Below are 22,330 nucleotides of genomic sequence, written 5' to 3'. Positions count from 1 at the left end.
ACGCTATCTCTAAGTGAAACGACCCTTACGTCTCGCGCCGCCGATGCGCGCCAGGTCGGCCCGGACCATTTCCGCCACCAGATCCCTGAAGCCCACCGTGTGCGACCAACCCAAAACCTTCCTTGCCTTGGTGGCGTCGCCAACCAGCGTGTTCACCTCGGTCGGCCGGAAATAGCGCGGATCGACCCGCACCAGCGCGGCGCCGGTTGCCGCATCGACACCAACCTCCTCGGCGCCCTTGCCCTCCCAGCGGACGGTGCGCCCGGCCTCGGCGAAGGCGAGTTCCACGAATTCGCGCACCGAATGGGCCTCGCCGGTCGCGAGCACGAAATCGTCGGGCTCGCCATGCTGCAGGATGCGCCACATGCCCTCGACATAGTCGCGCGCATGGCCCCAGTCGCGACGGGCATCGATATTGCCGAGATAGAGCGTGTCCTGCAGCCCGTGGTGGATCGCGGCGACGGCGCGCGTGATCTTGCGGGTGACGAAGGTCTCGCCGCGCGTCGGGCTCTCGTGGTTGAACAGGATGCCGTTGGCGGCGAACATGCCGTAGGCCTGGCGGTAGTTGACCGTGATCCAGTAGGCGTAAAGCTTGGCCGCCGCATAGGGCGAGCGCGGTCGGAACGGCGTGCTCTCGCTCTGCGGAGTTTCGGTCACCTCGCCATAAAGCTCCGAGGTCGAAGCCTGGTAGAAGCGCACCGACTTCTCCAGGCCGAGAATGCGAGTGGCCTCGAGCAGCCGAAGCGGCCCCAGCGCATCGGCATTGGCCGTGTATTCCGGCGTCTCGAAGCTCACCTGGACATGGCTTTGCGCCCCGAGATTGTAGATTTCGCTGGGCTTCGTCTCCTGGACGAGGCGGATCAGATTGGTCGCGTCGGTCAGATCGCCATGATGCAGGAAAAAGCGCGCGCCGCTCTCATGCGGATCGACATAGATGTCGTCGACGCGCTCGGTGTTGAAGGAAGACGACCGGCGCTTTACGCCGTGGACGATATAGCCCTTGCCGAGCAGCAGCTCGGCCAGATACGCCCCGTCCTGCCCGGTTACACCGGTGATCAGGGCGACTTTGTCTGCCTGGGCGACCTTGTCCGCCATTGCCATATTCGTCCGCGCTTATTTTCGGTAAGCGAATACGATTTGCCGGCGGAACGCAAATCCCCCGCACGGGGGATCGGCTCAGATGCCCGCCGTTGCCAGCAGGGCCTTCATCCTGGCGGTGGCAAGCTCGGCGTCGGCCAGCAGGCCGGCCTGGTCGGAGAGCCGGAAGATATCCGCGTAATGGCATATGCCCCGCGCCGACTGCATGCCGCCCACCATAGTGAAGTGGTCCTGATGCCCGTTCAGCCAGGCCATGAACACGATGCCTGCCTTGTAGTACTCGGTCGGCGCTTCGAAGATCCTGCGCGACAGCGGCACGGTCGGCGCCATCAGCGCGTCGTAGCCAGCACGATCGCCCTCCGCCAACTTCGCCAGCGCGGCATTGGCGACCGGCGCGATGGCGTCGAAGATGCCGAGCAGCGCGTGCGAGTGCCGCCTGCCGTCGCCGGCGATCAGTTCCGGATAATTGAAATCGTCGCCCGTGAACATCACCACACCCTCGGGCAATCGGTCGCGCAGCAGCACCTCCTTGTCGGCATCGAGCAGCGATATCTTGATGCCTTCGACCTTGCCTGCATGCCGCTCGATGATGGCGACGACCGTATCGAGCGCCGCGTCGAAATCGTCGCTGCCCCAGTAGCCCTTGAGCGACGGATCGAACATGTCGCCCAGCCAGTGCAGGATGACCTTGCCCGACGCTTGAGAGAGCAGGCTGTCATAGACGCGGGCGTAATCGTCCGGCCCCGTGGCGACCGCCGCCAGCGCGCGGCTCGCCATCATGATCGCCTTGCCGCCCTCGCCCTCGATGAAGGCGAATTGGTCTTCATAGGCGCCGATGACGTCGTCGAGCGTCTTGGCCGCCGCCGGCGCCAGGTGATCGGTCCCTGCCCCGGATGCGAGGTTGGCGCCCGGCACGGTTTTAGCCTCCGAGATCGAGCGGCGGATCAATTCCTTCGCGCTCGCCCAGTCGAAACCCATGCCGCGCTGGGACGTGTCCATGGCCTCGGCGATGCGGAAGCCGAGCCGCCACAGATGATGGCGGAACGCCATCGTCCTGTCCCAATCGATCGCGGGCCGCGACCAAGGATTGGTCATCGCGATCGGGTCGGCAACGACATGGGCGGCGGCATAGGCGATGCGCGAAAAACGCGCGCCCTCACTCGGCGCGACCGGTTTGCCGACGAGCCGGTAGCTGACCCGGTCTCCGGTTTCCGCAGGCAAGGTGATGTCCATGGAGCTCTCCCGTTGCGGTCGCTATAAATGGAACGTTCCAATAAATCAAGAAGCTTTATGATTCAAGGCGTCCAAGTCGGCGGGCACAGCGCCTCCTTGGTTGAATCCTTGCATTCTCTGGAATTTTGAACCGCTTCAATCAATTTTTCTAGCCTCCATTGGAATCGCGATTGACTCCGATTTAGATCGGTGATTAGAACGTTCCAATAAATTTGCTCAAAAACACGGAGACACGACGAGGATGGCCAGCCGGGCCAAGGCGACGATCCTGGACATCGCCCGCGAGGCCGGCGTGTCCAAATCGACGGTGTCGCTCGTGCTGCAGGGCAGCGGGCTGATCCGGCCTGAAACCGCGGTCAAGGTGCGCAAGGCGATCGAGGATGTCGGCTATGTCTACAACCGCGGCGCCGCCAATCTGCGCAAGGCGCATTCCAACGTCATCGGCATGGTGATCAACGACCTCACCAACCCGTTTTTCGCCGAGCTTGCCGTCGGCATGGAGCGCGTCTTCCAGGCGGCGGGGGTGGTGCCCTTCATCGCCAACACGGCGGAGAACCCGGTGCGCCAGGAAGAGGTGCTGAAGTCGCTGATGGAACAGGGCGTCGCCGGCCTGATCGTGTCGCCGGCGCGCGGCACAACGCCGGGCGCCTTCCGCCGCATTGAAACGGCCGGCGTGCCGATCGTCTTTGCCATGCGCCGCCTGCCCGACAGCCGCATCCCGGTGATCGCGCCGGACAATCATCGCGGTGCGGTGCTTGCCGCCGAGCATCTGATCCGCAGGGGCCATCGCCGCCTGGCATTCTTCGGCGGCTCATCGGACCTCGTCGTCTATCACGAACGCCTGGGCGGCTTCCTCGAAGCCTGCGAAACGCTCGGCATTCCGGCCTCCGACCGGCTGATCGTCGAAGGCGAGACCAGCCGCAAGGGCGGCATGGCCTGCCTGGAGACGGCGCTTGCGACAGCCGAGCCGCCGACGGCGGCGCTGTGCTTCAACGACGCGGTTGCCTTCGGCGCCATGCTGGCCTTGCGCCGGCGCAAGCTGGAGGCCGGCGCGGACTTCGCCGTCGTCGGTTTCGACGACGTCGCCGAGGCCGAGCACTACAGCCCGGCGCTGACCAGCGTTGCCGTCGACACCGCGGGCCTCGGCGAGCGCGCCGCGCACGTCATGCTGAAGATGATCCAGTCGCGCACGACGCGCGCCGAGGACCATATCGGCGCCGTCAGCCTTGTGGTGCGGGAAAGCAGCGGTCCGGACCGCAACAACCAAGTGGGAGACGCGGCATGAGCGTGCGATGGGGACTGATCGGCGCCAGCACGATCGCCAAACAGTTCATGATCGACGCCATCCGCGCGCAAGCCGATGGCGAGATCGCGGCCGTGATGAGCTCGAATCCCGAGCGCGCGGAGGCCTATGCCCGCGAGAACGGCATACCTGCCGCCGTCTCGACCCTCGATGCGCTGCTCGGCGCGGACATCGACGCCGTCTACATCTCGACCACCAACGAATTGCATCTCGAGCAGGGTCTGGCGGCGATCAAGGCCGGCAAGCATGTGCTGTGCGAGAAGCCGCTGGCGCTGACCAGCGCCGATGCGAAGAAAATGGTTTCGGCCGCCAGGAAGGCCGGCATCGTCTTCGGCACCAATCATCATCTGCGCAATGCCGGCGCCCACCGCGCCATGCGCGAGGCGATAGCCGCCGGACGCATCGGCAAGCCGGTCGCGGCGCGCGTCTTCCACTCCGTCTTCCTGCCGGAAAACCTGCAGGGCTGGCGCATCACAAAGCCGGAAGCCGGCGGCGGCGTGGTGCTCGACATCACCGTGCACGATGCCGACACGCTGCGCTTCGTGCTCGGCGACGATCCGGTCGAGATTTCGGCCTTCACGCAGTCCGCAGGCATGGCTGGAAGCGGGCTGGAGGATGGCGCCATGTGCATCTGGCGCTTCAAATCCGGCGTCATCGCGCAATCGCATGAAGGCTTCACGACGAAATTCGCCGGCACCGGCTTCGAGGTTCATGGCTCGGAAGGCTCGCTGATCGCCACCAATGTGATGACGCAGAAGCCGGTCGGCTCTGTGCTGCTGCGCAGCGCGAGCGGCGAGGAAGAACTGAATTTCGACCGCGAGGATCTCTACACGCGTTCGCTGCGCCAGTTCCATGCCGCGATCCGCGGCGAGGGCCAGCCTTCCGCCACCGGCGAGGACGGCATCTGGTCGCTGGCTTCCGCCGAGGCGGCTCTGCAGTCGGCGAAGACCGGCAAGACTGTTTCGATCGATCCGAAACTCGGGAGCGGAAATTGAGCAAGGTCATTTCCGCGTCCCAGGCGGCCAGCCTGATCAAGGACGGCATGGTCGTCTCGGTATCGTCGTCGAGCGGCCTCGGCTGCCCGGACGCCGTGCTTGCGGCGATCGGCGAGCGCTTCGACACGGAAGGCCATCCGAAGGCGATCACCACGCTGCACCCTATTGCCGCCGGCGACATGTACGGCATCAAGGGCATCGACCATCTCGCCAAGCCGGGTCTGTTGAAGCGCACGCTCTGCGGCTCCTATCCGTCCGGCCCCTCCTCCGCCGAGCCGCCGCAGATCTGGAAGATGATCGGCGACAATTCCGTTGCCGCCTACAACGTGCCCTCCGGCATCCTGTTCGACATGCATCGCGAGGCCGCCGCCAAGCGGCCGGGCGTGCTGACCAAGGTCGGTCTCGACACCTTCGCCGATCCGCGCCACCAGGGCTGCGCCATGAACGCCGCGGCCAGCGAGCCGGTCGTTTCGGTTGAGCAGTTCGACGGCGAGGAATGGCTCTATTTCCGCGCCATCGTGCCCAACATCTCGATCATCCGCGCCACCACGGCCGACGAACGCGGCAATCTCACCTACGAGCATGAAGGCGCCTATCTCGGCGGGCTGGAACAGGCTTTGGCGGCCCGCAACAATGGCGGCATCGTCATTGCGCAGGTCAAGCGCGTCGTCGAGAACGGCACGCTGAAGCCGCATGACGTGCGCGTGCCGGGCGTGCTGGTCGACCATATCGTCGTCGCGCCGGATCAGTTGCAGACGACGCTGACGCCCTACGATCCGGCGATCTCGGGTGAGATCTTCCGGCCGCTATCGAGCTTCCGCAATGCCGAGATGAACGTCCAGAAAGTGATCGCACGCCGCGTCGCCATGGAATTGCGCGACGGCATGGCCGTCAACATCGGCTTCGGCATCTCGGCCAATGTGCCGCGCATCCTTCTCGAGGAAGGCCAGCACGGCAAGGTCACCTGGGTGATCGAGCAGGGCGCGGTCGGCGGCGTGCCGCTGCTCGACTTCAAGTTCGGCTGTGCCTCGAATGCCGAGGCGATCATGCCCTCGCCGCACCAGTTCATCTATTTCCAGGCCGGCGGGTTCGATGCCTCGCTGCTCTCCTTCCTGCAGATCGACCGGCATGGCTCGGTCAACGTCTCGAAGCTTTCGGCGCGGCCGCATGTCACCGCCGGCGCCGGCGGTTTCGTCGACATCACGTCGCGGGCGAAGAAGATCGTTTTTTCCGGCTTCTTCAATGCCGGCGCCAAGCTCTCGCTGGCGAACAGCGGCGTCCGCATCGACCAGGAAGGCAAGGTCAAGAAGGTGGTCGAGGAGGTCGAGCACATCTCCTTCTCGGGAAAACGCGCCGTCGCTCAAGGACAGGACATCACCTATGTCACCGAGCGCTGCGTGATGAAGCTGACGCCAGACGGGTTGATGGTGACGGAGCTGGCGCCAGGCATCGACCTCGAACGCGATGTGCTGGCGCAGGCCGAGATCCCGCTTGGCGTCGCCAACGACCTCAAGACCACACCCGCCGCGCTCTATCAGGACCGGCCGATCGGCCTGTCGCTCAATGGCGGCGCTTCGCTCGGAGGCGCGCATGGCTGAGCGTCTCGTCACTTTCGAGCGGGAAGGCGCCATCGGCATCGTCACGCTGCGCCGTCCGGATAAATTCAACGCGCTCGACATCCCGATGCTGCGCGCGCTCGAAGCGGTGCTCGACGACGCGGAACTGGCCGAGGGCGTCCGCGCCGTGCTCATCCGCGGCGAAGGCAAGGGCTTTTGCGCCGGCGGCGACGTCGAGGCCTGGGGCGCGATGAGCGCCGCCGATTTCCAGGTGCAATGGGTCCGCTACGGCCACCGCGTCTTCGACCGCCTGGCGCGGCTTCGGCAGCCGACCATCGCGGTTCTGTCCGGCCATGCGCTCGGCGGCGGACTGGAACTGGCCGCGGCTTGCGACTTCCGCGTCGCCGAGACGCAGATAAAGCTCGGCTTCCCCGAAACCTCGATCGGCGTCGTGCCAGGCTGGTCGGGCACACAGCGCGCCGTGCGCCGCTTCGGTGCACAGATCGTGCGCCGGATGGCGATTGGCGGCGAGATTTTCCTGGCGGCCGATGCCCTCGCGCATGGCATCGTCGACCGGCTGGTCGAAACCGGCAAGGCTTTCGACGAAGCCAGGACCTGGGCCGAAAAGATCGCCGAGCGCGGCCCGCTGGCGACCGAGGCCGCCAAGCTGATGATCGGCGTTGCCGAAGGCGAGGAAGACGCAGCCGCGGCCGAGGCGCTGGCCAGCGGCTTCATTGCGCTCACGGCCGACCTCAAAGCCGGCGTCGGCGCCTTCAAGGCCAAGCAGAAGCCGGCCTTTACGAGATCCTAGAGAAGACATGATGAACGCACCGCTCAACATTGCCATGCCGGCCGAGGCGTCCCAGGCGCCGAAGGCCTACAAGCTCTTGATCGACGGCAGGCATGTCGACGCCCGCGACGGCCGCGGTATCGAGCGCGTCAGCCCCGGCCATGGCTTCGTCGTCTCCCGCTATGCGCAGGCGGGCGCGGCGGACGTCGAGGCGGCGGTGCTGGCCGCGCACAAGGCCTTCGAGACCGGCCCCTGGCCGCGCATGAAGGCGTCGGAACGCGCGGCGGTGCTGCTGAAGGCCGCCGACCTGATCGAGATCCGGCTGGAAGAGATCGCCCGCCTCGACGCGCTGGAATCCGGCAAGCCGATCGCCCAGGCGCGCGGCGAGATCGGCGGCGCGATCGACATCTGGCGCTATGCCGCTTCGCTCGCCCGCACGCTGCATGGCGAAAGCTACGCCAATCTCGGCGACTCCATGCTGGGCGTCGTGCTGCGCGAACCGATCGGCGTCGTCTCGATCATCACGCCGTGGAACTTCCCGTTCCTGATCGTCAGCCAGAAGCTGCCTTTCGCGCTCGCCGCCGGCTGCACGGCGGTGGTCAAGCCGAGCGAGATGACCTCAGCCTCGACCTTCGTGCTCGGCGACATCCTGCTCGAAGCCGGGCTGCCGGCCGGCGTCGTCAATATCCTCGCCGGCTTCGGCGCCGATGTCGGCGCGCCGATGGTCAGCCATCCGCTCGTCGAGATGGTCTCCTTCACCGGCTCGACCCGCGTCGGCAAGATGACCATGGCCACGGCGTCCAATTCGCTCAAGAAAGTCTCGATGGAACTCGGCGGCAAGAACGGCCAGATCGTCTTCCCCGACGCCGACCTCGATGCAGCAGCGGATGCCGCGGTGTTCGGCGGCTTCTTCAACGCAGGCGAATGCTGCAATGCCGGCAGCCGCCTGATCGTGCATGAGGCGATCGCCGACGACTTCCTGAACGCAGTCAAGGCGCTGTCCCAGAAGGTCCGCGTCGGCGATCCGCTCGACGACCGCACCAAGGTCGGCGCGATGATCTCGGCCGATCATGTGGAAAAGGTAGCCGGCTATGTAACGGCGGCGAAAATCGAGGGCGGCAACGTTTTCACCGGCGGCGCCCGGCTTGCATCCAATGCCGGGCAATACCTCGATCCGACCATCATCCGTAACGTTACAGAGGATATGGCGATCGCACGCGAGGAAGTGTTCGGCCCGGTGCTGTCCGTGCTCACTTTTGAAACGATTGAAAAGGCATTGCACATTGCCAACAACACGCCCTATGGTCTGTCTGCAGGGGTATGGAGCGGTGGCGTCGACACGTGCATGTCGGTGGCGCGCGGTGTGCGTTCGGGGACGGTTTGGGTGAATACGTTCATGGAAGGTTATCCCGAACTGCCCTTCGGCGGCTACAAGCAGTCCGGTCTCGGACGCGAACTCGGCAAACGCGCCGTCGAGGACTATACCGAGGAAAAGACAATCCAGTTTCATCGCGGCCAGCGCACCGGTTGGTGGGTCGGCTGAGTTGGGAAACCCCGGCGGACACCCGCCGGTTATGTGTATGCAACAAGGGAGGTAGTACATGTTGCGCAAACTGCTTATCGGAACGGCTCTTGCGACGAGCTTTGCGTTCTCGGCGCATGCCGCGGACGTCAAGGAAGTGCAGATGCTGCATTGGTGGACGTCGGGCGGCGAAGCGGCTGCTCTGAACGTGCTGAAGCAGGATCTGGCCAAGGAAGGCTATGCCTGGAAGGACGTGCCGGTGGCCGGCGGCGGCGGCGACGCCGCCATGACCGCGCTGAAGGCGATGGTCGCGGCCGGCAACTACCCGACCGCCTCGCAGATGCTCGGCTACACCGTGCTCGACTATGCCGCCGCCGGCGTCATGGGCGACCTGACCGAGACCGCCAAGAAGGAAGGCTGGGACAAGTCGGTTCCGGCCGCCCTGCAGAAGTTCTCCGTCTATGACGGCAAGTGGGTTGCCGCTCCGGTCAACGTCCACTCCGTCAACTGGCTGTGGATCAACAAGGCGGTGATGGACAAGATCGGCGGCACCGAGCCGAAGACCTTCGACGACTTCATCGCTCTGCTCGACAAGGCCAAGGCTGCCGGCGTCACCCCGCTCGCTCTGGGCGGCCAGAACTGGCAGGAAGCCACCATGTTCGACTCCGTCGTGCTGTCGACCGGCGGGCCGGAATTCTACAAGAAGGCGATGAACGACCTCGATGACGCGTCGCTCAAGTCCGATACGATGAAGAAGTCGTTCGACAATCTCGCCAAGCTCGTCACCTATGTCGACCCGAACTTCTCGGGCCGCGACTGGAACCTCGCCACCGCGATGGTCATCAAGGGCGACGCGCTGGTTCAGGTCATGGGCGACTGGGCCAAGGGCGAGTTCCACGCCGCCAACAAGACCCCGGGCACCGACTTCCTCTGCTACCGCTTCCCCGGCACCGACGGCTCTGTGATCTACAACTCCGATATGTTCGGCATGTTCAACGTTCCGGACGACCGCAAGGCCGCCCAGGTCGCTCTGGCCACCGCAACGCTCTCGAAGAGCTTCCAGTCGGCCTTCAACGTGGTGAAGGGTTCGGTCCCGGCCCGTACCGACGTGCCGGACACCGACTTCGACGCTTGCGGCAAGAAGGGCATCGCCGACCTGAAGAAGGCCAATGAAGGCGGCACGCTGTTCGGCTCGCTGGCGCAGGGCTACGGCGCCCCGCCGGCCGTCGCCAACGCCTACAAGGATGTCGTGTCGAAGTTCGTCCATGGTCAGATCAAGACCTCCGACGAAGCCGTGACCGAGCTGGTCAAGGCGATCGACGACGCCAAGTAAGCTTCGCTTGAACTCAGGTCTCCCCTGCTTCGGCGGGGGAGGTCTCCTGTCGACAAAAAGGTGTGGGAAAGACCCTGGTGCGTTTTAGCGCCGGGCCGTCTCCGACCAACCGGTACTGGACGAGCCGATGAGCACAGTTGCCGAAACCCAGATCAAGCTGACACCGGAGCACGACGCCCGTCCCGGCGCATCGGTCCGGTCGCGGCTGCAGGACCTGCTGCCGAAGATCGTATTGGCGCCGAGCTTCGCGGCGACGATCGTCTTCGTCTATGGCTTCATCCTTTGGACGATCTATCTGTCCTTCACCAATTCCAAGACCTTCCCGTCCTATGACATCACCGGCCCCCGCGCCTATCAGCGGTTATGGCGCTGGACCTTCGAGAGCGACCCGCCGTCGAGCTGGTACACCTCGATCACCAATATGGGCATTTTCGGCTTCCTCTATATCGGTATCTGCCTGGCGCTCGGCCTGTTCCTGGCCATCCTGCTCGACCAGAAGATCCGCGGCGAAGGTGTCTTGAGGCCGATCTATCTCTACCCGATGGCACTCTCCTTCATCGTCACCGGCGTCGCCTGGAAATGGTTCCTCGACCCCGGCCTCGGCCTCGAGCAGACGCTGCACCAATGGGGCTGGACGAGCTTCCACTTCGACTGGATCAAGAACAAGGATTTCGTCATCTACACGGTGGTGATCGCCGGTGTCTGGCAGGCCTCGGGCTTCATCATGGCGATGTTCCTGGCCGGGCTTCGCGGCATCGACGGCGAGATCATGAAGGCGGCGCAGATCGACGGCGCTTCCACCTTCCAGCTTTACCGCCGCATCGTCATTCCACTGCTGCGGCCCGTGTTTCTCTCGGCCTTCATCGTGCTCGCGCACCTCGCCATCAAGTCCTATGACTTGGTCGTCGCGCTGACCAGCGGCGGCCCCGGCGGCTCGGCCTGGCTGCCGTCCAACTTCATGTATGAGTTCACCTTCAAGCGCAACGAAATGGCGGTCGGCTCGGCAAGCGCGGTGATCATGCTGATGACGCTGACCGCGATCATCGTGCCTTATCTCTATTCCGAGCTCAGGGAGAAGCCGCGATGAGCGCTGTCACCTCGCCTGCCCGTCCGGCTTCGAGCGGCATGAGCGCCAGGACGATCAACCGCATCGTCATCTACGGCCTGCTCGCGCTGTTCGCGATCTTCTACCTGATGCCGCTCTTCGTCATGCTGGTCACCTCGTTCAAGACCATGGACGAGATCCAGAACGGCAACATGCTGTCGCTGCCGCAATCGCCGACCATCGAGCCGTGGTTCAAGGCCTGGGGCGAGACCTGCGTCGGCCTCACCTGCGCCGGCATCAAGGGCTACTTCTGGAACTCCATCAAGATGGTGGTCCCGGCGGTGCTGATCTCGACGCTGCTCGGCGCCTTGAACGGCTATGTGCTGACCAAATGGCGCTTCCGCGGCCACACGCTGGTCTTCGCGATGATGCTGTTCGCCTGCTTCATCCCGTTCCAGTCGGTGCTGCTGCCGATGGCGACCATCCTCGGCAGTCTCGGCCGCTTCGGCGTCACCCTGCAGAACGCGACGGGTTTCAACTTCGGCCTCGGCAATTCGACGGTGAACCTGGCCTTCGTCCACGTGGTCTACGGCCTCGGCTTCACCACCTTGTTCTTCCGCAACTATTACGAGGCCTTCCCGACCGAGCTGGTCAAGGCCGCGCAGGTCGACGGCGCCTCCTTCTTCCAGATATTCCGCCGCATCATGCTGCCGAACTCGATGCCGATCTTCGTCGTCACCGTCATCTACCAGTTCACCAACATCTGGAACGACTTCCTGTTCGCTTCCGCCTATGCCGGCACCGGCGACGTGATGCCGATGACGGTGGCGCTGAACAATGTTGTCAACACCTCGACCGGCGTCGTCGAATACAACGTCAACATGGCGGCGGCGATGATCGCCGCCCTCCCCACCCTGATCGTCTATGTCGTCGCCGGCCGCTATTTCGTGCGCGGGCTGATGGCCGGCGCGGTCAAGGGCTGACCCTATTTTCTGAAGGAACGACCATGGCTTTTCTGGAAATTGATGGGCTGAAGAAGCGCTTCGGGAATGTCGAGATCCTGAAGGGCATCAATGTCGAGCTCGAAAAGGGCGGCTTCCTCGTCCTGGTCGGCCCGTCCGGCTGCGGCAAGTCCACGCTGCTCAACACCATCGCCGGGCTGGAGCAGATCACCGAGGGCGAGATCCGCGTCGAGGGCCGCGCGATCAACGACCTGCATCCTTCGAAGCGCGACATCGCCATGGTGTTCCAGAGCTACGCGCTCTATCCGAACATGACGGTTGCCGGCAACATCGCCTTCGGCATGGAGATGCGCGGCGTGCCTGCGGCGCAGCGCCAGGCGGCGATCGACAAGGTGGCCAAGATCCTGCAGATCGGCCACCTCCTCAACCGCAAGCCCAGCCAGCTTTCCGGCGGCCAGCGCCAGCGCGTCGCCATGGGCCGGGCGCTGGTGCGCGATCCGAAACTCTTCCTGTTCGACGAGCCGCTCTCCAATCTCGACGCCAAGCTGCGCGTCGACATGCGCATCGAGATCAAGCGCCTGCACGCCACGACCGGCACGACGATCGTCTATGTCACGCACGACCAGATCGAGGCGATGACGCTGGCGACCAAGATCGCCGTCATGCGCGACGGCGAGGTGCAGCAGTTCGGCACGCCGGCCGAGATCTACAACAATCCGACCAACATCTTCGTCGCCGACTTCATGGGCTCGCCGGCGATGAACCTGATCCCGGCCAAGATCGACGGCAATGGCAGCGGGCTTTCCGTGGTGCTCGACCGCGAGGCGCGCCAGCCGATCGTGCTGCCGATGCCCGGCGCGCCCGCCGGCCTTGCGGCCTTCAAGGACAAGCCAGTGATCTTCGGCGTCCGACCCGAAGCGCTGACCGATCCGGAGGGTGCCGAGCGCAACGGCTCCAGCATTGCCACCGCCGACTGCCACATCGAAGTGGTCGAGCCGGCGGGATCGGACACTTTCGCGGTCACCAATCTTGGCGGCAAGGGCGTGGTGGCGCGGCTCAGGGCCGATGCCAAGATCCAGCCCGGCACCAGCACGCCCTTGGCCTTCAACCTCAGCAAGGCTGTGTTCTTCGATCCGGCGACCGAGAAGCGCATCCTCTGATGCATGTCGCCCAAAAGTGGCTCCGGTTTTGGGGCGACGACATGCATCGAAACAAAGATCCTTAGACTATGACAAACCCGGATATCGTCATCATCGGCTCCGGCATCGGCGGTGCCACGATCGCCTCCGGCTTGGCCGGCAGCGGCGCTTCGATCCTGATCCTGGAGCGCGGCGAGCCGCTGCCCGCGACGCCGCATGCACGCTCGACGCGATCCATCTTCATCGACGAGCACTACCGGCCGAAGGAGATGTGGCGCGAGGCCGGCGGCGCGGCCTTCAACCCCGGCAACTACTATTATGTCGGCGGCAATTCGAAGTTCTTCGGCGCCGTCCTGATCCGCTACCGCAAGGAGGATTTCTCCGAGCTCGAGCATTTCGGCGGCGTCTCGCCGGCATGGCCGTTTTCCTATGACGAATTCGAGCCCTGGTACTCCAAGGCCGAGCAGCTTTTTCGGGTGCGCGGCACGCTCGGCGAGGACCCGACCGAACCGTTCCATTCGCTTCCCTACGCCTTCAAGCCGGTGCCGGACGAGCCGCCGATCGCGCGCGCCCGCGCCGAGTTGAAGGGCCTTGGACTGCATCCCGCGTCGCTGCCGCTCGGCGTCGACATCGAGACCTGGCTAAAGGAAGGCAAGACAGGCTGGGACGCGTTCCCCAACACCGGCCAGGGCAAGATCGACGCCCAGACCGGCCCGCTAGCGGCGGCGCTCACCGACAAGAACATCCGCCTCGAAACCGGCGCGCATGTCGACTGGCTCGAAACCTCGCCGGACGGCAAGTCGATCACCGCCATCCACTACACACAAAACGGTTCGCAGAAGACACTGTCGCCGAAGCTCGTCATCCTGTCGGCCGGCGCGATCAACTCGGCCGCCATCCTGCTGCGCTCGCCTTCCGCGACCGGCAAGGGCCTCGCCAACAGCTCCGACCAGGTCGGGCGCAATTTCATGAACCACAATTCGAGCGCGATGCTGGCGATCGACCCGCGCCGCCGCAACGACAGCGTCTACCAGAAGACGCTGATGCTCAACGACTACTACCTGTCCGACGGCAAGGGCGGCAAGCCGCTCGGCAACGTGCAGCTGCTCGGCAAGATCGACGGCAACATGCTCAAGGCCAATGTGAAGACGATGCCGAAATTCGCGCTCGACTACATGGCCGGCCACGCGGTCGACTGGTACCTGATGTGCGAGGACCTGCCCGATCCCGAAAGCCGCATCCTGGTCGACGGCAAGGAGATCGTCATGCAATGGCGCCGCTCCAACATGCAGTCGCTGGAAGGCCTGAGCAAGGTCATGCGCGAGAACCTTCGCGCCTGCGGCTATCCGATCGTGCTGTCGCGACCCTTCGACAAGCGCACGCCCTCGCACCAATGCGGCACGGTGAAGATGGGCAACGACCCGGCAACGTCGCCGCTCGACCCATTCTGCCGCGCCTATGACCACCGCAACCTCTACGTCGTCGACGGCGGCTTCCTGCCGACATCGGCCGCGGTCAACCCAGCGCTGTCGATCGCGGCCCAGGCGCTGCGCGTTGCCGATCATATCCGCAAGACGAAGCTTGCCGCATGAGCCGCCCCGCAGCCATCGTCACCGGCGGCGCGCGCGGCATCGGGCTCGCTTGTGCAGAGGCATTGGCCGATGCCGGATTCGACATCCTTGTCGCCGACCTTGCCGAAAAATCTGCACACGGGCTGGCCGAGAAGATCGCCGGGCGCGGTGCGAAATTCGCCTACGCCCAATGCGACATCGCCGATCTCGCCGGCCATTCGAAACTGGTCGAAGCGGCCATGGACGCCTTCGGGCGCATCGATTGCCTCGTCAACAATGCCGGCGTCGGCGCCGTGGTGCGCGGCGATCTGCTGGAACTGAGGCCGGAGAATTTCGACCGCGCCCTGAACATCAACCTGCGCGGCACGGTTTTCCTTAGCCAGGCCGTCGCCAAGGCCATGCTGGCAACGCCTGCCGGTTCAGCCAGGTCGATCATCACCATCACCTCGGTCAGCGCCGCCATGGCGTCGCCGGAACGACCCGACTACTGCATCTCCAAGGCCGGGCTTTCGATGTGGGTGAAGAACCTGGCGCTGCGGCTTGCCGCTGAAGCGATCGGCGTGTTCGAGGTGCGGCCGGGCATCATCCGCACCGACATGACGGCGGGCGTTTCCGCCAAATATGACGCGCTCATCGAGGGTGGCCTGGTGCCGGCCAAACGCTGGGGCGAGGCCGGCGACATCGGCGCCGTCGTTGCCGCGCTCGCCTCCGGCAAATTCGGCTTTTCGACCGGATCGGTCATCGATGTCGACGGCGCGCTCTCCGTGCCGCGCTTGTGAGGAACCATGGCTGACTACATCATCGTTGGCGCCGGGCCGGCCGGCTGCGTTCTCGCCAACCGGCTGAGCGAGGATCCGTCCAATTCCGTTTTGCTCCTCGAAGCCGGCGGCAAGGACTGGCATCCCTATATCCACATGCCGGCGGGCTTCGCCAAGATGACCAAGGGCATCGCCTCCTGGGGCTGGTCGACCGTGCCGCAGAAGCACATGAAGGATCGCGTCTTCTGGTACACGCAGGCCAAGGTCGTCGGCGGCGGTTCGTCGATCAACGCCCAGATCTATACGCGCGGCAACGCCCGCGACTACGACGCCTGGGAGAAGGAAGAGGGGCTGACCGGCTGGGGCTATCGCGACGTGCTGCCCTATTTCAAGCGCGCCGAGAACAACCAGCGCTTCGCCAACGATTTCCATGGCGACCAGGGTCCGCTCGGGGTGTCGAACCCGATCTCGCCGCTGCCGATCTGCGAGGCCTATTTCCGCGCCGGCCAGGAAATGGGCATACCCTTCAATCCGGACTTCAATGGCGCGAGCCAGGAAGGTGTCGGCTACTATCAGCTGACCCAAAAGAATGCGCGGCGCTCATCGGCCTCCGTTGCCTATCTGAAGCCGATCGGCGCCCGCAAGAACCTGACCGTCAGGACCGATGTGCTGGTCACCCGCGTCGTCGTCGAGAAGGGCCGCGCGATCGGCGTCGAGGTCGTCGACAAACCGGGCGGCGAAAAGACCGTCCTGCGCGCTGAACGCGAGGTGATCGTCTCTTCCGGCGCCATCGGCTCGCCGAAGCTCCTCATGCAGTCCGGCATCGGCCCGGCCGACCATTTGAAGTCGGTTGGCGTCACGCCGGTGCATGACCTGCCCGGCGTCGGCTCCAACATGCAGGACCATCTCGACCTGTTCGTCATCGCCGAATGCACCGGCGACCACACCTACGACAATTACGCCAAGCTGCACCGCACCATGTGGGCGGGCCTTCAGTATCTGCTGTTTAAGAAGGGTCCCGTCGCCTCGAGCCTCTTCGAGACCGGCGGCTTCTGGTACGCCGATCCGACCGCCGCCTCGCCCGACATCCAGTTCCACCTCGGTCTCGGCTCCGGCATCGAGGCCGGCGTCGAGAAGCTGAAGAACCCTGGCGTGACGCTGAACTCCGCCTTCCTGCGTCCGCGCTCGCGCGGCACCGTGCGGCTGAAAAGCGCCGACCCGGCCGACCATCCGCTGATCGATCCGAACTACTGGTCCGACCCCTATGATCGCGACATGTCGATCAAGGGGCTCAGGCTGGCGCGCGACATCATGCGGCAGAAAGCGCTGCAGCCCTATGTGCTGCGCGAGGTTCTGCCAGGGCCGAACCTGCAAAGCGACACCGACCTCTTCGACTATGCCTGCCGCACCTCCAAGACCGACCACCATCCGGTCGGCACCTGCCGCATGGGCCATGATGCGATGGCCGTGGTGACGCCGGATCTCAGGCTGCGCGGCATCGAGGGCCTGCGCGTCTGCGACGCTTCGGTGATGCCGCGCGTCCCCTCCTCCAACACCAATGCGCCGACGATCATGGTCGGTGAAAAGGGTGCCGACCTCATCCTCGGCCGCGAGCCGTTGCCGCCGGCCGTGTTCAAGGGCAACCAGGCGGCTTGAGGAACAAATGATGATCCGGCATTGCGTCTTCTTCCGCTTTCGCGACGACGTTCCTGCAACCGAGCGCGCGGCGATCCATGCCGATCTCGAAGCGTTGCGCACCGTCGTCGACGGCATGGGCAAGGTGGAGTTCAGCGCCAATGTCAGCCCGGAGCCGTTCGCGCGCGGCTTCGGCCACGGCTTCACCATCGACTTTGACGATGCCGCGGCCCGCGACGCCTATCTCGTTCACGAGGCGCATCAGCGCGCCGGCGCGCGGTTGGTCGCCGCGCTCAAGGGCGGCACCGACGGGCTGATGGTCATTGATCTCGAGGTGACGCAAATGTGACCGCTCGTCGGCTTAAAACCGGCGGCTGTCCCGTTCTCTTTTGCACCCTATGAAACATATCGTTCCTTTGGGGGATACAAAGGAGGACCGCCTTGAACCTCACCACCGAACAGAAGAAAACCGTAACCGCATCGTTCCTCGGCTGGACGCTCGACGCTTTTGATTTCTTCCTTCTGACTTTCCTGCTCACCGATATTGCCGCTGAGTTCCAGACCGACGTGCCGGCGGTCTCCAAAGCACTGTTCCTGACACTGGCGACGCGCTTCATCGGTGCGTTCTTCTTCGGCATGCTTGCCGACAAATATGGCCGCAAGCCCATTCTGATGCTGAACATCGTCAGCTATTCGGTGATCGGCGCGTTGGCCGCCTTCTCGCCGAACCTCGGCATATTCCTGGCGCTGCGTGCCCTGTTCGGCATCGCCATGGGCGGCGAATGGGGCCTGGGCAGCTCGCTTGCCATGGAATCCATTCCGCCGAGCGCGCGAGGCATGGTCTCGGGCATCCTGCAATGCGGTTATCCGGCCGGCTATCTGCTGGCCGCGGTGGTCTACGGTCTGCTCTACGGCCAGAAGATCGGCGACTTCACCTTCGGCTGGCGTGCCATGTTCCTCCTGAGCTTCATACCGGCGCTGATCGTGCTCTTCATCCGCTCGCATGTGCCGGAATCGCCAGCCTTCCTCGAGGCTCGCCAGCATGTGAAGCCAGGATTGCTCGAGACGCTGCAAAAGCACTGGGGCATCGCGCTCTATGCGGTGGTGCTGATGATGTTCTTCAACTTCTTCAGCCATGGCACGCAGGATCTCTATCCGACCTTCCTGAAGAAGCAGCATGGCTTTGACCCGCACACGGTGAGCTGGATCACCATCGTCGCCAACATCGGCGCCATCGTCGGCGGACTGGCCTTCGGCGCGCTGTCCGAGAAGATCGGCCGCATCAATGCCATCACGCTCGCCTGCCTGATCGCCCTGCCGGCGCTGCCGCTATGGGCCTATTCGACCACACCCTTCATGCTGGCGGTCGGCGCCTTCGTCATGCAGGTGGCGGTGCAGGGCGCCTGGGGCGTCATTCCGGTGCATCTCAACGAGCTCTCGCCAGGCGCGGTGCGCGCGACCTTGCCCGGTTTCATCTACCAGGCCGGCAATCTGGCGGCATCCTATGGCGGCCCCTATCAGGCCGGCATCGCCGAGGCTCCCGGCGGCAGCTACGGCTATGCGCTGGCCTTGTTCGCCGGCGTGGTCGCTGTCTGCATCATCGTGGTCATCCGCTTCAGCCCTGAGAAGCGCGGCCAGGTGATGACCGTGTTGGACCATGAGGTTGGGGCCGTTCCAGGAAAAGTGTGAACGGTCAGGCTCGGCGACGAACCGCCCTATCCGAGTCGGAGCGCTGCGACGCCGGCAATGATGCCGAGCGCCGCGGCCGCCCGCCAGACCGTCATTTTCTCGCCCAGCGCCAGCACCGAGATCAGCATGGCGAACAGGATCGAGGTCTCGCGCAGCGACGCGACCGAGGCGATCGGCGCCTTGGTCATCGCCCACATCACGATCCAATAGGCCGCGCCGCTGAGCACGCCGGTGAACAATCCGGCCTTCCAGTCACGCGCCAGCACAGGCAGCGATCGCGGCCCGCGGAAGACCATGCACAGGAGCAGCGCCGACGACGCATCGCAGACGAACAGCCAGGCGGCATAGCTCTGCGCGGTTGCCGCCAGCCGCGCGCCGCTGCCGTCGGAGAGCGTGTAGCTGGCGATGAAGATCGACGTGCCGAGCGCAAAGCCGACCGCGCGCAGATTGAGCTTCTCCAGATGCGCACCGCCCCGGAACGACATGACCAGCGTGCCGGCCGACAACAGCAGTATGCCGAAAATGGCGAACGGCGCCGGGACTTCGCCGACCACGAAGATGCCGCCAAGCGCCGAGAGCAGCGGCGCGGTGCCGCGCGCCAGCGGATAGGTCTGGGCAAAATCGCCTGCCTTGTAGGCGCCGACCAGGAAGGTGCGATACCCTATGTGGAAGATCACCGAGGCAATGATGTAGGGCCAGACTTCGGCCTTGGGAACCTCGACGAAAGGCAGCGCGAAGAGTGCTGCAAAGCCCATGCCGAGCGTCATCAGCGTGATCGACATGAAGCGGTCGAGATGCACCTTGACCAGCGCGTTCCAGATCGCGTGCATGGCGGCCGCCGAAAGCACGGCGAGGAAGACGAACAGCGTCATGTCGGTTTCATCGACCCCGGTTTCATGGATCTTGTCGAGCCGAAAGGCGTTTCGAGATCGATATCGATCCTGAGCGGAAAATGATCCGAGGCGACCTCGCCGACATCGGCCCGGATCGAACGCACACGATCGGCCAGCCCGCCGCCGATGAAGCAATGGTCGAGCCGTCGTTTCCCCAGCCTGCCGTCGATGATCTTTTCGTGCGTATGGAAGTCCGGCCCGGACTCGCCGGCAACCGCCGCGGCATCGACAAATCCGTCGATATAAGCGGCACCGCGGTGATAGGGCGTCGAGCCGACGATACGGCCGTGTTCGGCGCTGCCCGGCTCCATGTTGAAGTCGCCCAGCCAGATCGCCGCCAACGGATTTTCCGGTTCCGTCTGGCCGTTCGACCAGTTGCGCTGCGGCTCGTCGTCGACGCCGCTCCAGGGACCGCCGTCCGATGGCGCGCGGCGATGCTCGGCGAGCAAGTAATCGATCTGCTCCAGCCGCTCTTCGGCCGCGATATGCGCCAGATGCAGCGAGAGCACCCGCATCGGTCCGGCCGGCGTGCGGATCATGCATTCCAGCGCCGCGTTGCGGGTGTTGAGCGGTCTTGCCGTGCGTCGCAGCGGCAGCGTGTGCAGCCGCGACCAGGCGATCGGCAGCTTCGACAGCACCATCGTGCCGAATTGCCGACGGCGGTTGACGATGCGGCCATCCCGCTTCTCGCTGGCGTCCATGTCGAAGGCGGGGCCGTAGGCCCAGTAATAGTCGGGCAGCAGCCTGGACAGGATCTCGGGCTGGTCGTCCTCATTGCTGCGCTGCCAATGCCGCTCGACCTCCTGCAGCGCGATGATGTCGGCGCCGTCCACCAGCCTGGCGGCTCGCGTGAGATCGTAGCGCCCGTCGCTGCCGTAGCCGTACTGGATGTTGTAGCTGATCAGCTTCATTGATTAACCGGCTCACTTCTGGTGATCGCAGTAGCGCCCAGCCGGCAGTGTTGCAATGGACCGCCAGGGCAAGGGGAAATAGTCCAATGGAAATCGGCGAACCGGCGCTCTAGTAAGTCGTCAGCGGCTGGAAGCTTCCGGCAGGCGACGCCGCCAGTTCCGACCAGTCGATCTCCTCTTCCAACCGATGATAGGCCTCGTCGCCGATCGTGCCGTTGCCGCGCAGCTCCTCCAGCCTGTCGCGCTGCCGCTTGATGGCGTAGAGGCGCAGCCGGTCGTATTCCGTTGCGGCTTGCGCGTCGTCGGGATTTTCGGCGACCCGGCGTTGAGCCTCGTACTGTTCGCGCACGACCGCGGCAGCGGCCGAGGTCTTGCGGTTCAGCACGTCGAGCGCGGCCTGCATGATGGCGACGCGCGCCTCGGCTACCTCGCGATCGACCGTCGTATCCCGGTCGAAATTGAGCCAACGCAGCAGCGGCTTCAGGCTCATGCCCTGCAGCACGAGCGTTCCGAGGACGACAGCAAAGGCGGCAAGCACGATCGGGTCGCGGCCGGGGAAGTCTGCCGGCAACGCGATCGCCACCACCAGCGTAACCAGCCCGCGCATGCCGCACCAGCCGACCAGCACCGCGCCGCGAAATGTCGGCGCATCCCGCTTCTGCCCTTCGTCGTCGAAACGCGTGAACTGCCTTATCACCGCAACGTACCCCATCACCCAGACGAGACGCGCCACGATGACGGCGGCCAGCACCGTTGCGGCGAAGAGAAAGGCCTCGCCTTGGCCGTCGCCGGAGAGCCGCCCGACGATCGACCGTGCCTGCAGGCCCATCAGCACGAAAGCCAGCACATTGAGCACGAACACGGCCGACTCCCAGACCGAATAGGTGCTGACGCGGCGCCTCGCCGACATCCGGCGCGGCGCGGTGCGCGCGATGGTGATGGCATAGACGACGATGGTGATGATGGCGGAGAGGCCCAGCTTGTCGGCAATGATCCAGACGGCGAAGGTTCCAGCGAACTGCACCACGGTGCTGCTTGCCGCATCCTCGATGCGCGTCAGCGTGAGCAGCGACACTCGGCCGAACAGATAGCCGGCGACGACGCTGCCGACCGTTGCAAGCAGGATGACGGGCACTGCGTCCTTCAGCATGAGGGTGCCGACTGCCGCCGCAACCGATATCCGGTAGATCAACAGCGCCGTGGCGTCGTTGAGCAGGCTTTCGCCCTGCAGGATCGCGGTGAGACGGTGCGGCACCTTGAACTGGTTGAGCACAGCACTTGCCGCGACCGCATCAGGCGGCGCGACGATGGCGCCGAGCGCGATCGCCGCCGCGATCGGCAGGCCGGCCATCTTCCAGCCGACAAAGGCAACGACCACCGTGGTGAAGACGACAGCGCCAAGCGCCAAAAGCGCCAGCGACAGCCGATAGCGCTTCAGGTCGCGCAGCGACGTGTCATAGGCGGCATCGAGAAGCACCGGCGCGATGAACAGCGCAAGCGCCAGTTCGGGATCGATCTCGATCGTCGGCGCGCCCGGCACGAAGGCCAGCCCAACGCCCGCAAGCGCCAGCAGCGACGGATAGGGAACCTCCAGCCGTCGCGACAGCGCCGTCAGCGCGACGGCGATCAGAAGCAGGACAAGGGTGAGTTCGAACAGCGCCATGGCTTATCGTAGCGGCGAAGCGCGAAGCTTGGCAGTACCCCGAGCCAGGATACTGTTGATTTGTCGGACGCGTCGATATTGGCCGGCTATATGCATATGCTCAAAGAGCTTCAGTCCAGTTGGCTCAGGCTGTGTTGAGATTCAGGTCAGGCCGAGTCGAAAATGGTGGTTTCCGAGAACCGGAGCGGAGCGTACTTTTCGTACGTGAGCACCGGAAGCGCAGGAAGCCGCCAT

At 64.7% G+C, this 22,330-nt stretch carries 19 protein-coding genes; 14 read left to right on the top strand and 5 right to left on the bottom strand.

Annotated features, from left to right (window positions below):
* Nucleotides 1–9: 9 nt before the first annotated feature.
* Together gmd and LB572_RS12825 are read right to left on the bottom strand one after the other, a co-directional pair.
* Nucleotides 10–1,095, bottom strand: a complete 1,086-nt coding sequence (gmd, locus tag LB572_RS12830) for a GDP-mannose 4,6-dehydratase (protein WP_224667959.1) — start codon at nucleotides 1,093–1,095, stop codon at nucleotides 10–12.
* A gap of 81 nt (nucleotides 1,096–1,176) precedes the next feature.
* A complete protein-coding gene (locus tag LB572_RS12825) occupies nucleotides 1,177–2,331 on the bottom strand; it encodes a dihydrodipicolinate synthase family protein (protein ID WP_224667958.1) in 1,155 nt (384 codons plus the stop codon).
* Nucleotides 2,332–2,572: 241 nt separating this feature from the next.
* Here LB572_RS12825 and LB572_RS12820 point away from each other — a divergent pair, with 241 nt between their 5' ends.
* From LB572_RS12820 to LB572_RS12755, 14 genes are all read left to right on the top strand, one after another.
* Entirely contained in the window at nucleotides 2,573–3,616 is a 1,044-nt protein-coding gene (locus tag LB572_RS12820; protein ID WP_140807257.1) for a LacI family DNA-binding transcriptional regulator, read from the top strand.
* The gene (locus LB572_RS12815) at nucleotides 3,613–4,629 is read left to right on the top strand and encodes a Gfo/Idh/MocA family protein (RefSeq protein ID WP_224667957.1); all 1,017 of its coding nucleotides are present in this window, start codon (nucleotides 3,613–3,615) and stop codon (nucleotides 4,627–4,629) included. Before LB572_RS12820 ends, LB572_RS12815 begins: the two co-directional genes overlap by 4 nt.
* Nucleotides 4,626–6,227 carry an acyl CoA:acetate/3-ketoacid CoA transferase gene (locus LB572_RS12810; protein WP_224667956.1) on the top strand — a complete coding sequence of 534 codons (1,602 nt, stop codon included), beginning with the start codon at nucleotides 4,626–4,628 and terminating at the stop codon, nucleotides 6,225–6,227. Before LB572_RS12815 ends, LB572_RS12810 begins: the two co-directional genes overlap by 4 nt.
* On the top strand, nucleotides 6,220–6,996 hold the full coding sequence (locus LB572_RS12805) for an enoyl-CoA hydratase/isomerase family protein (RefSeq protein ID WP_224667955.1): 777 nt from the start codon (nucleotides 6,220–6,222) through the stop codon (nucleotides 6,994–6,996). Before LB572_RS12810 ends, LB572_RS12805 begins: the two co-directional genes overlap by 8 nt.
* Before the next feature lie 10 nt (nucleotides 6,997–7,006).
* Nucleotides 7,007–8,518, top strand: a complete 1,512-nt coding sequence (locus LB572_RS12800; protein WP_224668073.1) for an aldehyde dehydrogenase family protein — start codon at nucleotides 7,007–7,009, stop codon at nucleotides 8,516–8,518.
* Nucleotides 8,519–8,576: 58 nt separating this feature from the next.
* Nucleotides 8,577–9,830 carry an ABC transporter substrate-binding protein gene (locus LB572_RS12795; protein WP_224667954.1) on the top strand — a complete coding sequence of 418 codons (1,254 nt, stop codon included), beginning with the start codon at nucleotides 8,577–8,579 and terminating at the stop codon, nucleotides 9,828–9,830.
* Nucleotides 9,831–9,957: 127 nt separating this feature from the next.
* On the top strand, nucleotides 9,958–10,917 hold the full coding sequence (locus LB572_RS12790; protein ID WP_140806115.1) for a carbohydrate ABC transporter permease: 960 nt from the start codon (nucleotides 9,958–9,960) through the stop codon (nucleotides 10,915–10,917).
* Nucleotides 10,914–11,858, top strand: coding sequence for a carbohydrate ABC transporter permease (locus LB572_RS12785; protein WP_224667953.1), 945 nt, complete (start codon nucleotides 10,914–10,916; stop codon nucleotides 11,856–11,858). Before LB572_RS12790 ends, LB572_RS12785 begins: the two co-directional genes overlap by 4 nt.
* 23 nt (nucleotides 11,859–11,881) lie before the next feature.
* Entirely contained in the window at nucleotides 11,882–12,997 is a 1,116-nt protein-coding gene (locus LB572_RS12780; protein ID WP_140806111.1) for an ABC transporter ATP-binding protein, read from the top strand.
* 68 nt (nucleotides 12,998–13,065) lie between these two features.
* On the top strand, nucleotides 13,066–14,568 hold the full coding sequence (locus LB572_RS12775) for an FAD-dependent oxidoreductase (RefSeq protein WP_224667952.1): 1,503 nt from the start codon (nucleotides 13,066–13,068) through the stop codon (nucleotides 14,566–14,568).
* Complete coding sequence (locus tag LB572_RS12770) at nucleotides 14,565–15,326, top strand: 3-ketoacyl-ACP reductase (RefSeq protein WP_224667951.1); 762 nt, start codon at nucleotides 14,565–14,567, stop codon at nucleotides 15,324–15,326. The genes LB572_RS12775 and LB572_RS12770 overlap by 4 nt, the downstream gene beginning before the upstream one ends.
* Before the next feature lie 6 nt (nucleotides 15,327–15,332).
* Nucleotides 15,333–16,961 carry a GMC family oxidoreductase gene (locus tag LB572_RS12765; RefSeq protein WP_224667950.1) on the top strand — a complete coding sequence of 543 codons (1,629 nt, stop codon included), beginning with the start codon at nucleotides 15,333–15,335 and terminating at the stop codon, nucleotides 16,959–16,961.
* 7 nt (nucleotides 16,962–16,968) lie between these two features.
* Entirely contained in the window at nucleotides 16,969–17,289 is a 321-nt protein-coding gene (locus LB572_RS12760) for a Dabb family protein (RefSeq protein ID WP_224667949.1), read from the top strand.
* Nucleotides 17,290–17,381: 92 nt separating this feature from the next.
* Entirely contained in the window at nucleotides 17,382–18,629 is a 1,248-nt protein-coding gene (locus tag LB572_RS12755; protein ID WP_224667948.1) for an MFS transporter, read from the top strand.
* A 26-nt stretch (nucleotides 18,630–18,655) separates the two neighbouring features.
* Here the strand turns inward: LB572_RS12755 and LB572_RS12750 are convergent, their stop codons facing one another.
* The 3 genes from LB572_RS12750 to LB572_RS12740 all read right to left on the bottom strand — a co-directional run bounded on the left by LB572_RS12750 (nucleotide 18,656) and on the right by LB572_RS12740 (nucleotide 22,096).
* Complete coding sequence (locus tag LB572_RS12750; RefSeq protein ID WP_224667947.1) at nucleotides 18,656–19,501, bottom strand: EamA family transporter; 846 nt, start codon at nucleotides 19,499–19,501, stop codon at nucleotides 18,656–18,658.
* Nucleotides 19,498–20,433, bottom strand: a complete 936-nt coding sequence (locus LB572_RS12745; RefSeq protein WP_224667946.1) for an endonuclease/exonuclease/phosphatase family protein — start codon at nucleotides 20,431–20,433, stop codon at nucleotides 19,498–19,500. The genes LB572_RS12750 and LB572_RS12745 overlap by 4 nt, the downstream gene beginning before the upstream one ends.
* 109 nt (nucleotides 20,434–20,542) lie before the next feature.
* On the bottom strand, nucleotides 20,543–22,096 hold the full coding sequence (locus LB572_RS12740) for a cation:proton antiporter (RefSeq protein ID WP_224667945.1): 1,554 nt from the start codon (nucleotides 22,094–22,096) through the stop codon (nucleotides 20,543–20,545).
* Nucleotides 22,097–22,330 lie beyond the last annotated feature (234 nt).

Source organism: Mesorhizobium sp. BH1-1-5 (assembly GCF_020165615.1).
GTDB lineage: Bacteria > Pseudomonadota > Alphaproteobacteria > Rhizobiales > Rhizobiaceae > Mesorhizobium.
This window is presented reverse-complemented; position numbering and strand designations above follow the sequence as displayed.

Coding starts and splice junctions, on each gene's coding strand:
- gmd (WP_224667959.1), bottom strand. CDS start 1,095: ATGGCGGACAAGGTCGCCCAGGCAGACAAAGTCGCCCTGATCACCGGT.
- LB572_RS12825 (WP_224667958.1), bottom strand. CDS start 2,331: ATGGACATCACCTTGCCTGCGGAAACCGGAGACCGGGTCAGCTACCGG.
- LB572_RS12820 (WP_140807257.1), top strand. CDS start 2,573: ATGGCCAGCCGGGCCAAGGCGACGATCCTGGACATCGCCCGCGAGGCC.
- LB572_RS12815 (WP_224667957.1), top strand. CDS start 3,613: ATGAGCGTGCGATGGGGACTGATCGGCGCCAGCACGATCGCCAAACAG.
- LB572_RS12805 (WP_224667955.1), top strand. CDS start 6,220: ATGGCTGAGCGTCTCGTCACTTTCGAGCGGGAAGGCGCCATCGGCATC.
- LB572_RS12800 (WP_224668073.1), top strand. CDS start 7,007: ATGAACGCACCGCTCAACATTGCCATGCCGGCCGAGGCGTCCCAGGCG.
- LB572_RS12795 (WP_224667954.1), top strand. CDS start 8,577: ATGTTGCGCAAACTGCTTATCGGAACGGCTCTTGCGACGAGCTTTGCG.
- LB572_RS12790 (WP_140806115.1), top strand. CDS start 9,958: ATGAGCACAGTTGCCGAAACCCAGATCAAGCTGACACCGGAGCACGAC.
- LB572_RS12785 (WP_224667953.1), top strand. CDS start 10,914: ATGAGCGCTGTCACCTCGCCTGCCCGTCCGGCTTCGAGCGGCATGAGC.
- LB572_RS12780 (WP_140806111.1), top strand. CDS start 11,882: ATGGCTTTTCTGGAAATTGATGGGCTGAAGAAGCGCTTCGGGAATGTC.
- LB572_RS12775 (WP_224667952.1), top strand. CDS start 13,066: ATGACAAACCCGGATATCGTCATCATCGGCTCCGGCATCGGCGGTGCC.
- LB572_RS12770 (WP_224667951.1), top strand. CDS start 14,565: ATGAGCCGCCCCGCAGCCATCGTCACCGGCGGCGCGCGCGGCATCGGG.
- LB572_RS12765 (WP_224667950.1), top strand. CDS start 15,333: ATGGCTGACTACATCATCGTTGGCGCCGGGCCGGCCGGCTGCGTTCTC.
- LB572_RS12760 (WP_224667949.1), top strand. CDS start 16,969: ATGATGATCCGGCATTGCGTCTTCTTCCGCTTTCGCGACGACGTTCCT.
- LB572_RS12750 (WP_224667947.1), bottom strand. CDS start 19,501: ATGACGCTGTTCGTCTTCCTCGCCGTGCTTTCGGCGGCCGCCATGCAC.
- LB572_RS12745 (WP_224667946.1), bottom strand. CDS start 20,433: ATGAAGCTGATCAGCTACAACATCCAGTACGGCTACGGCAGCGACGGG.
- LB572_RS12740 (WP_224667945.1), bottom strand. CDS start 22,096: ATGGCGCTGTTCGAACTCACCCTTGTCCTGCTTCTGATCGCCGTCGCG.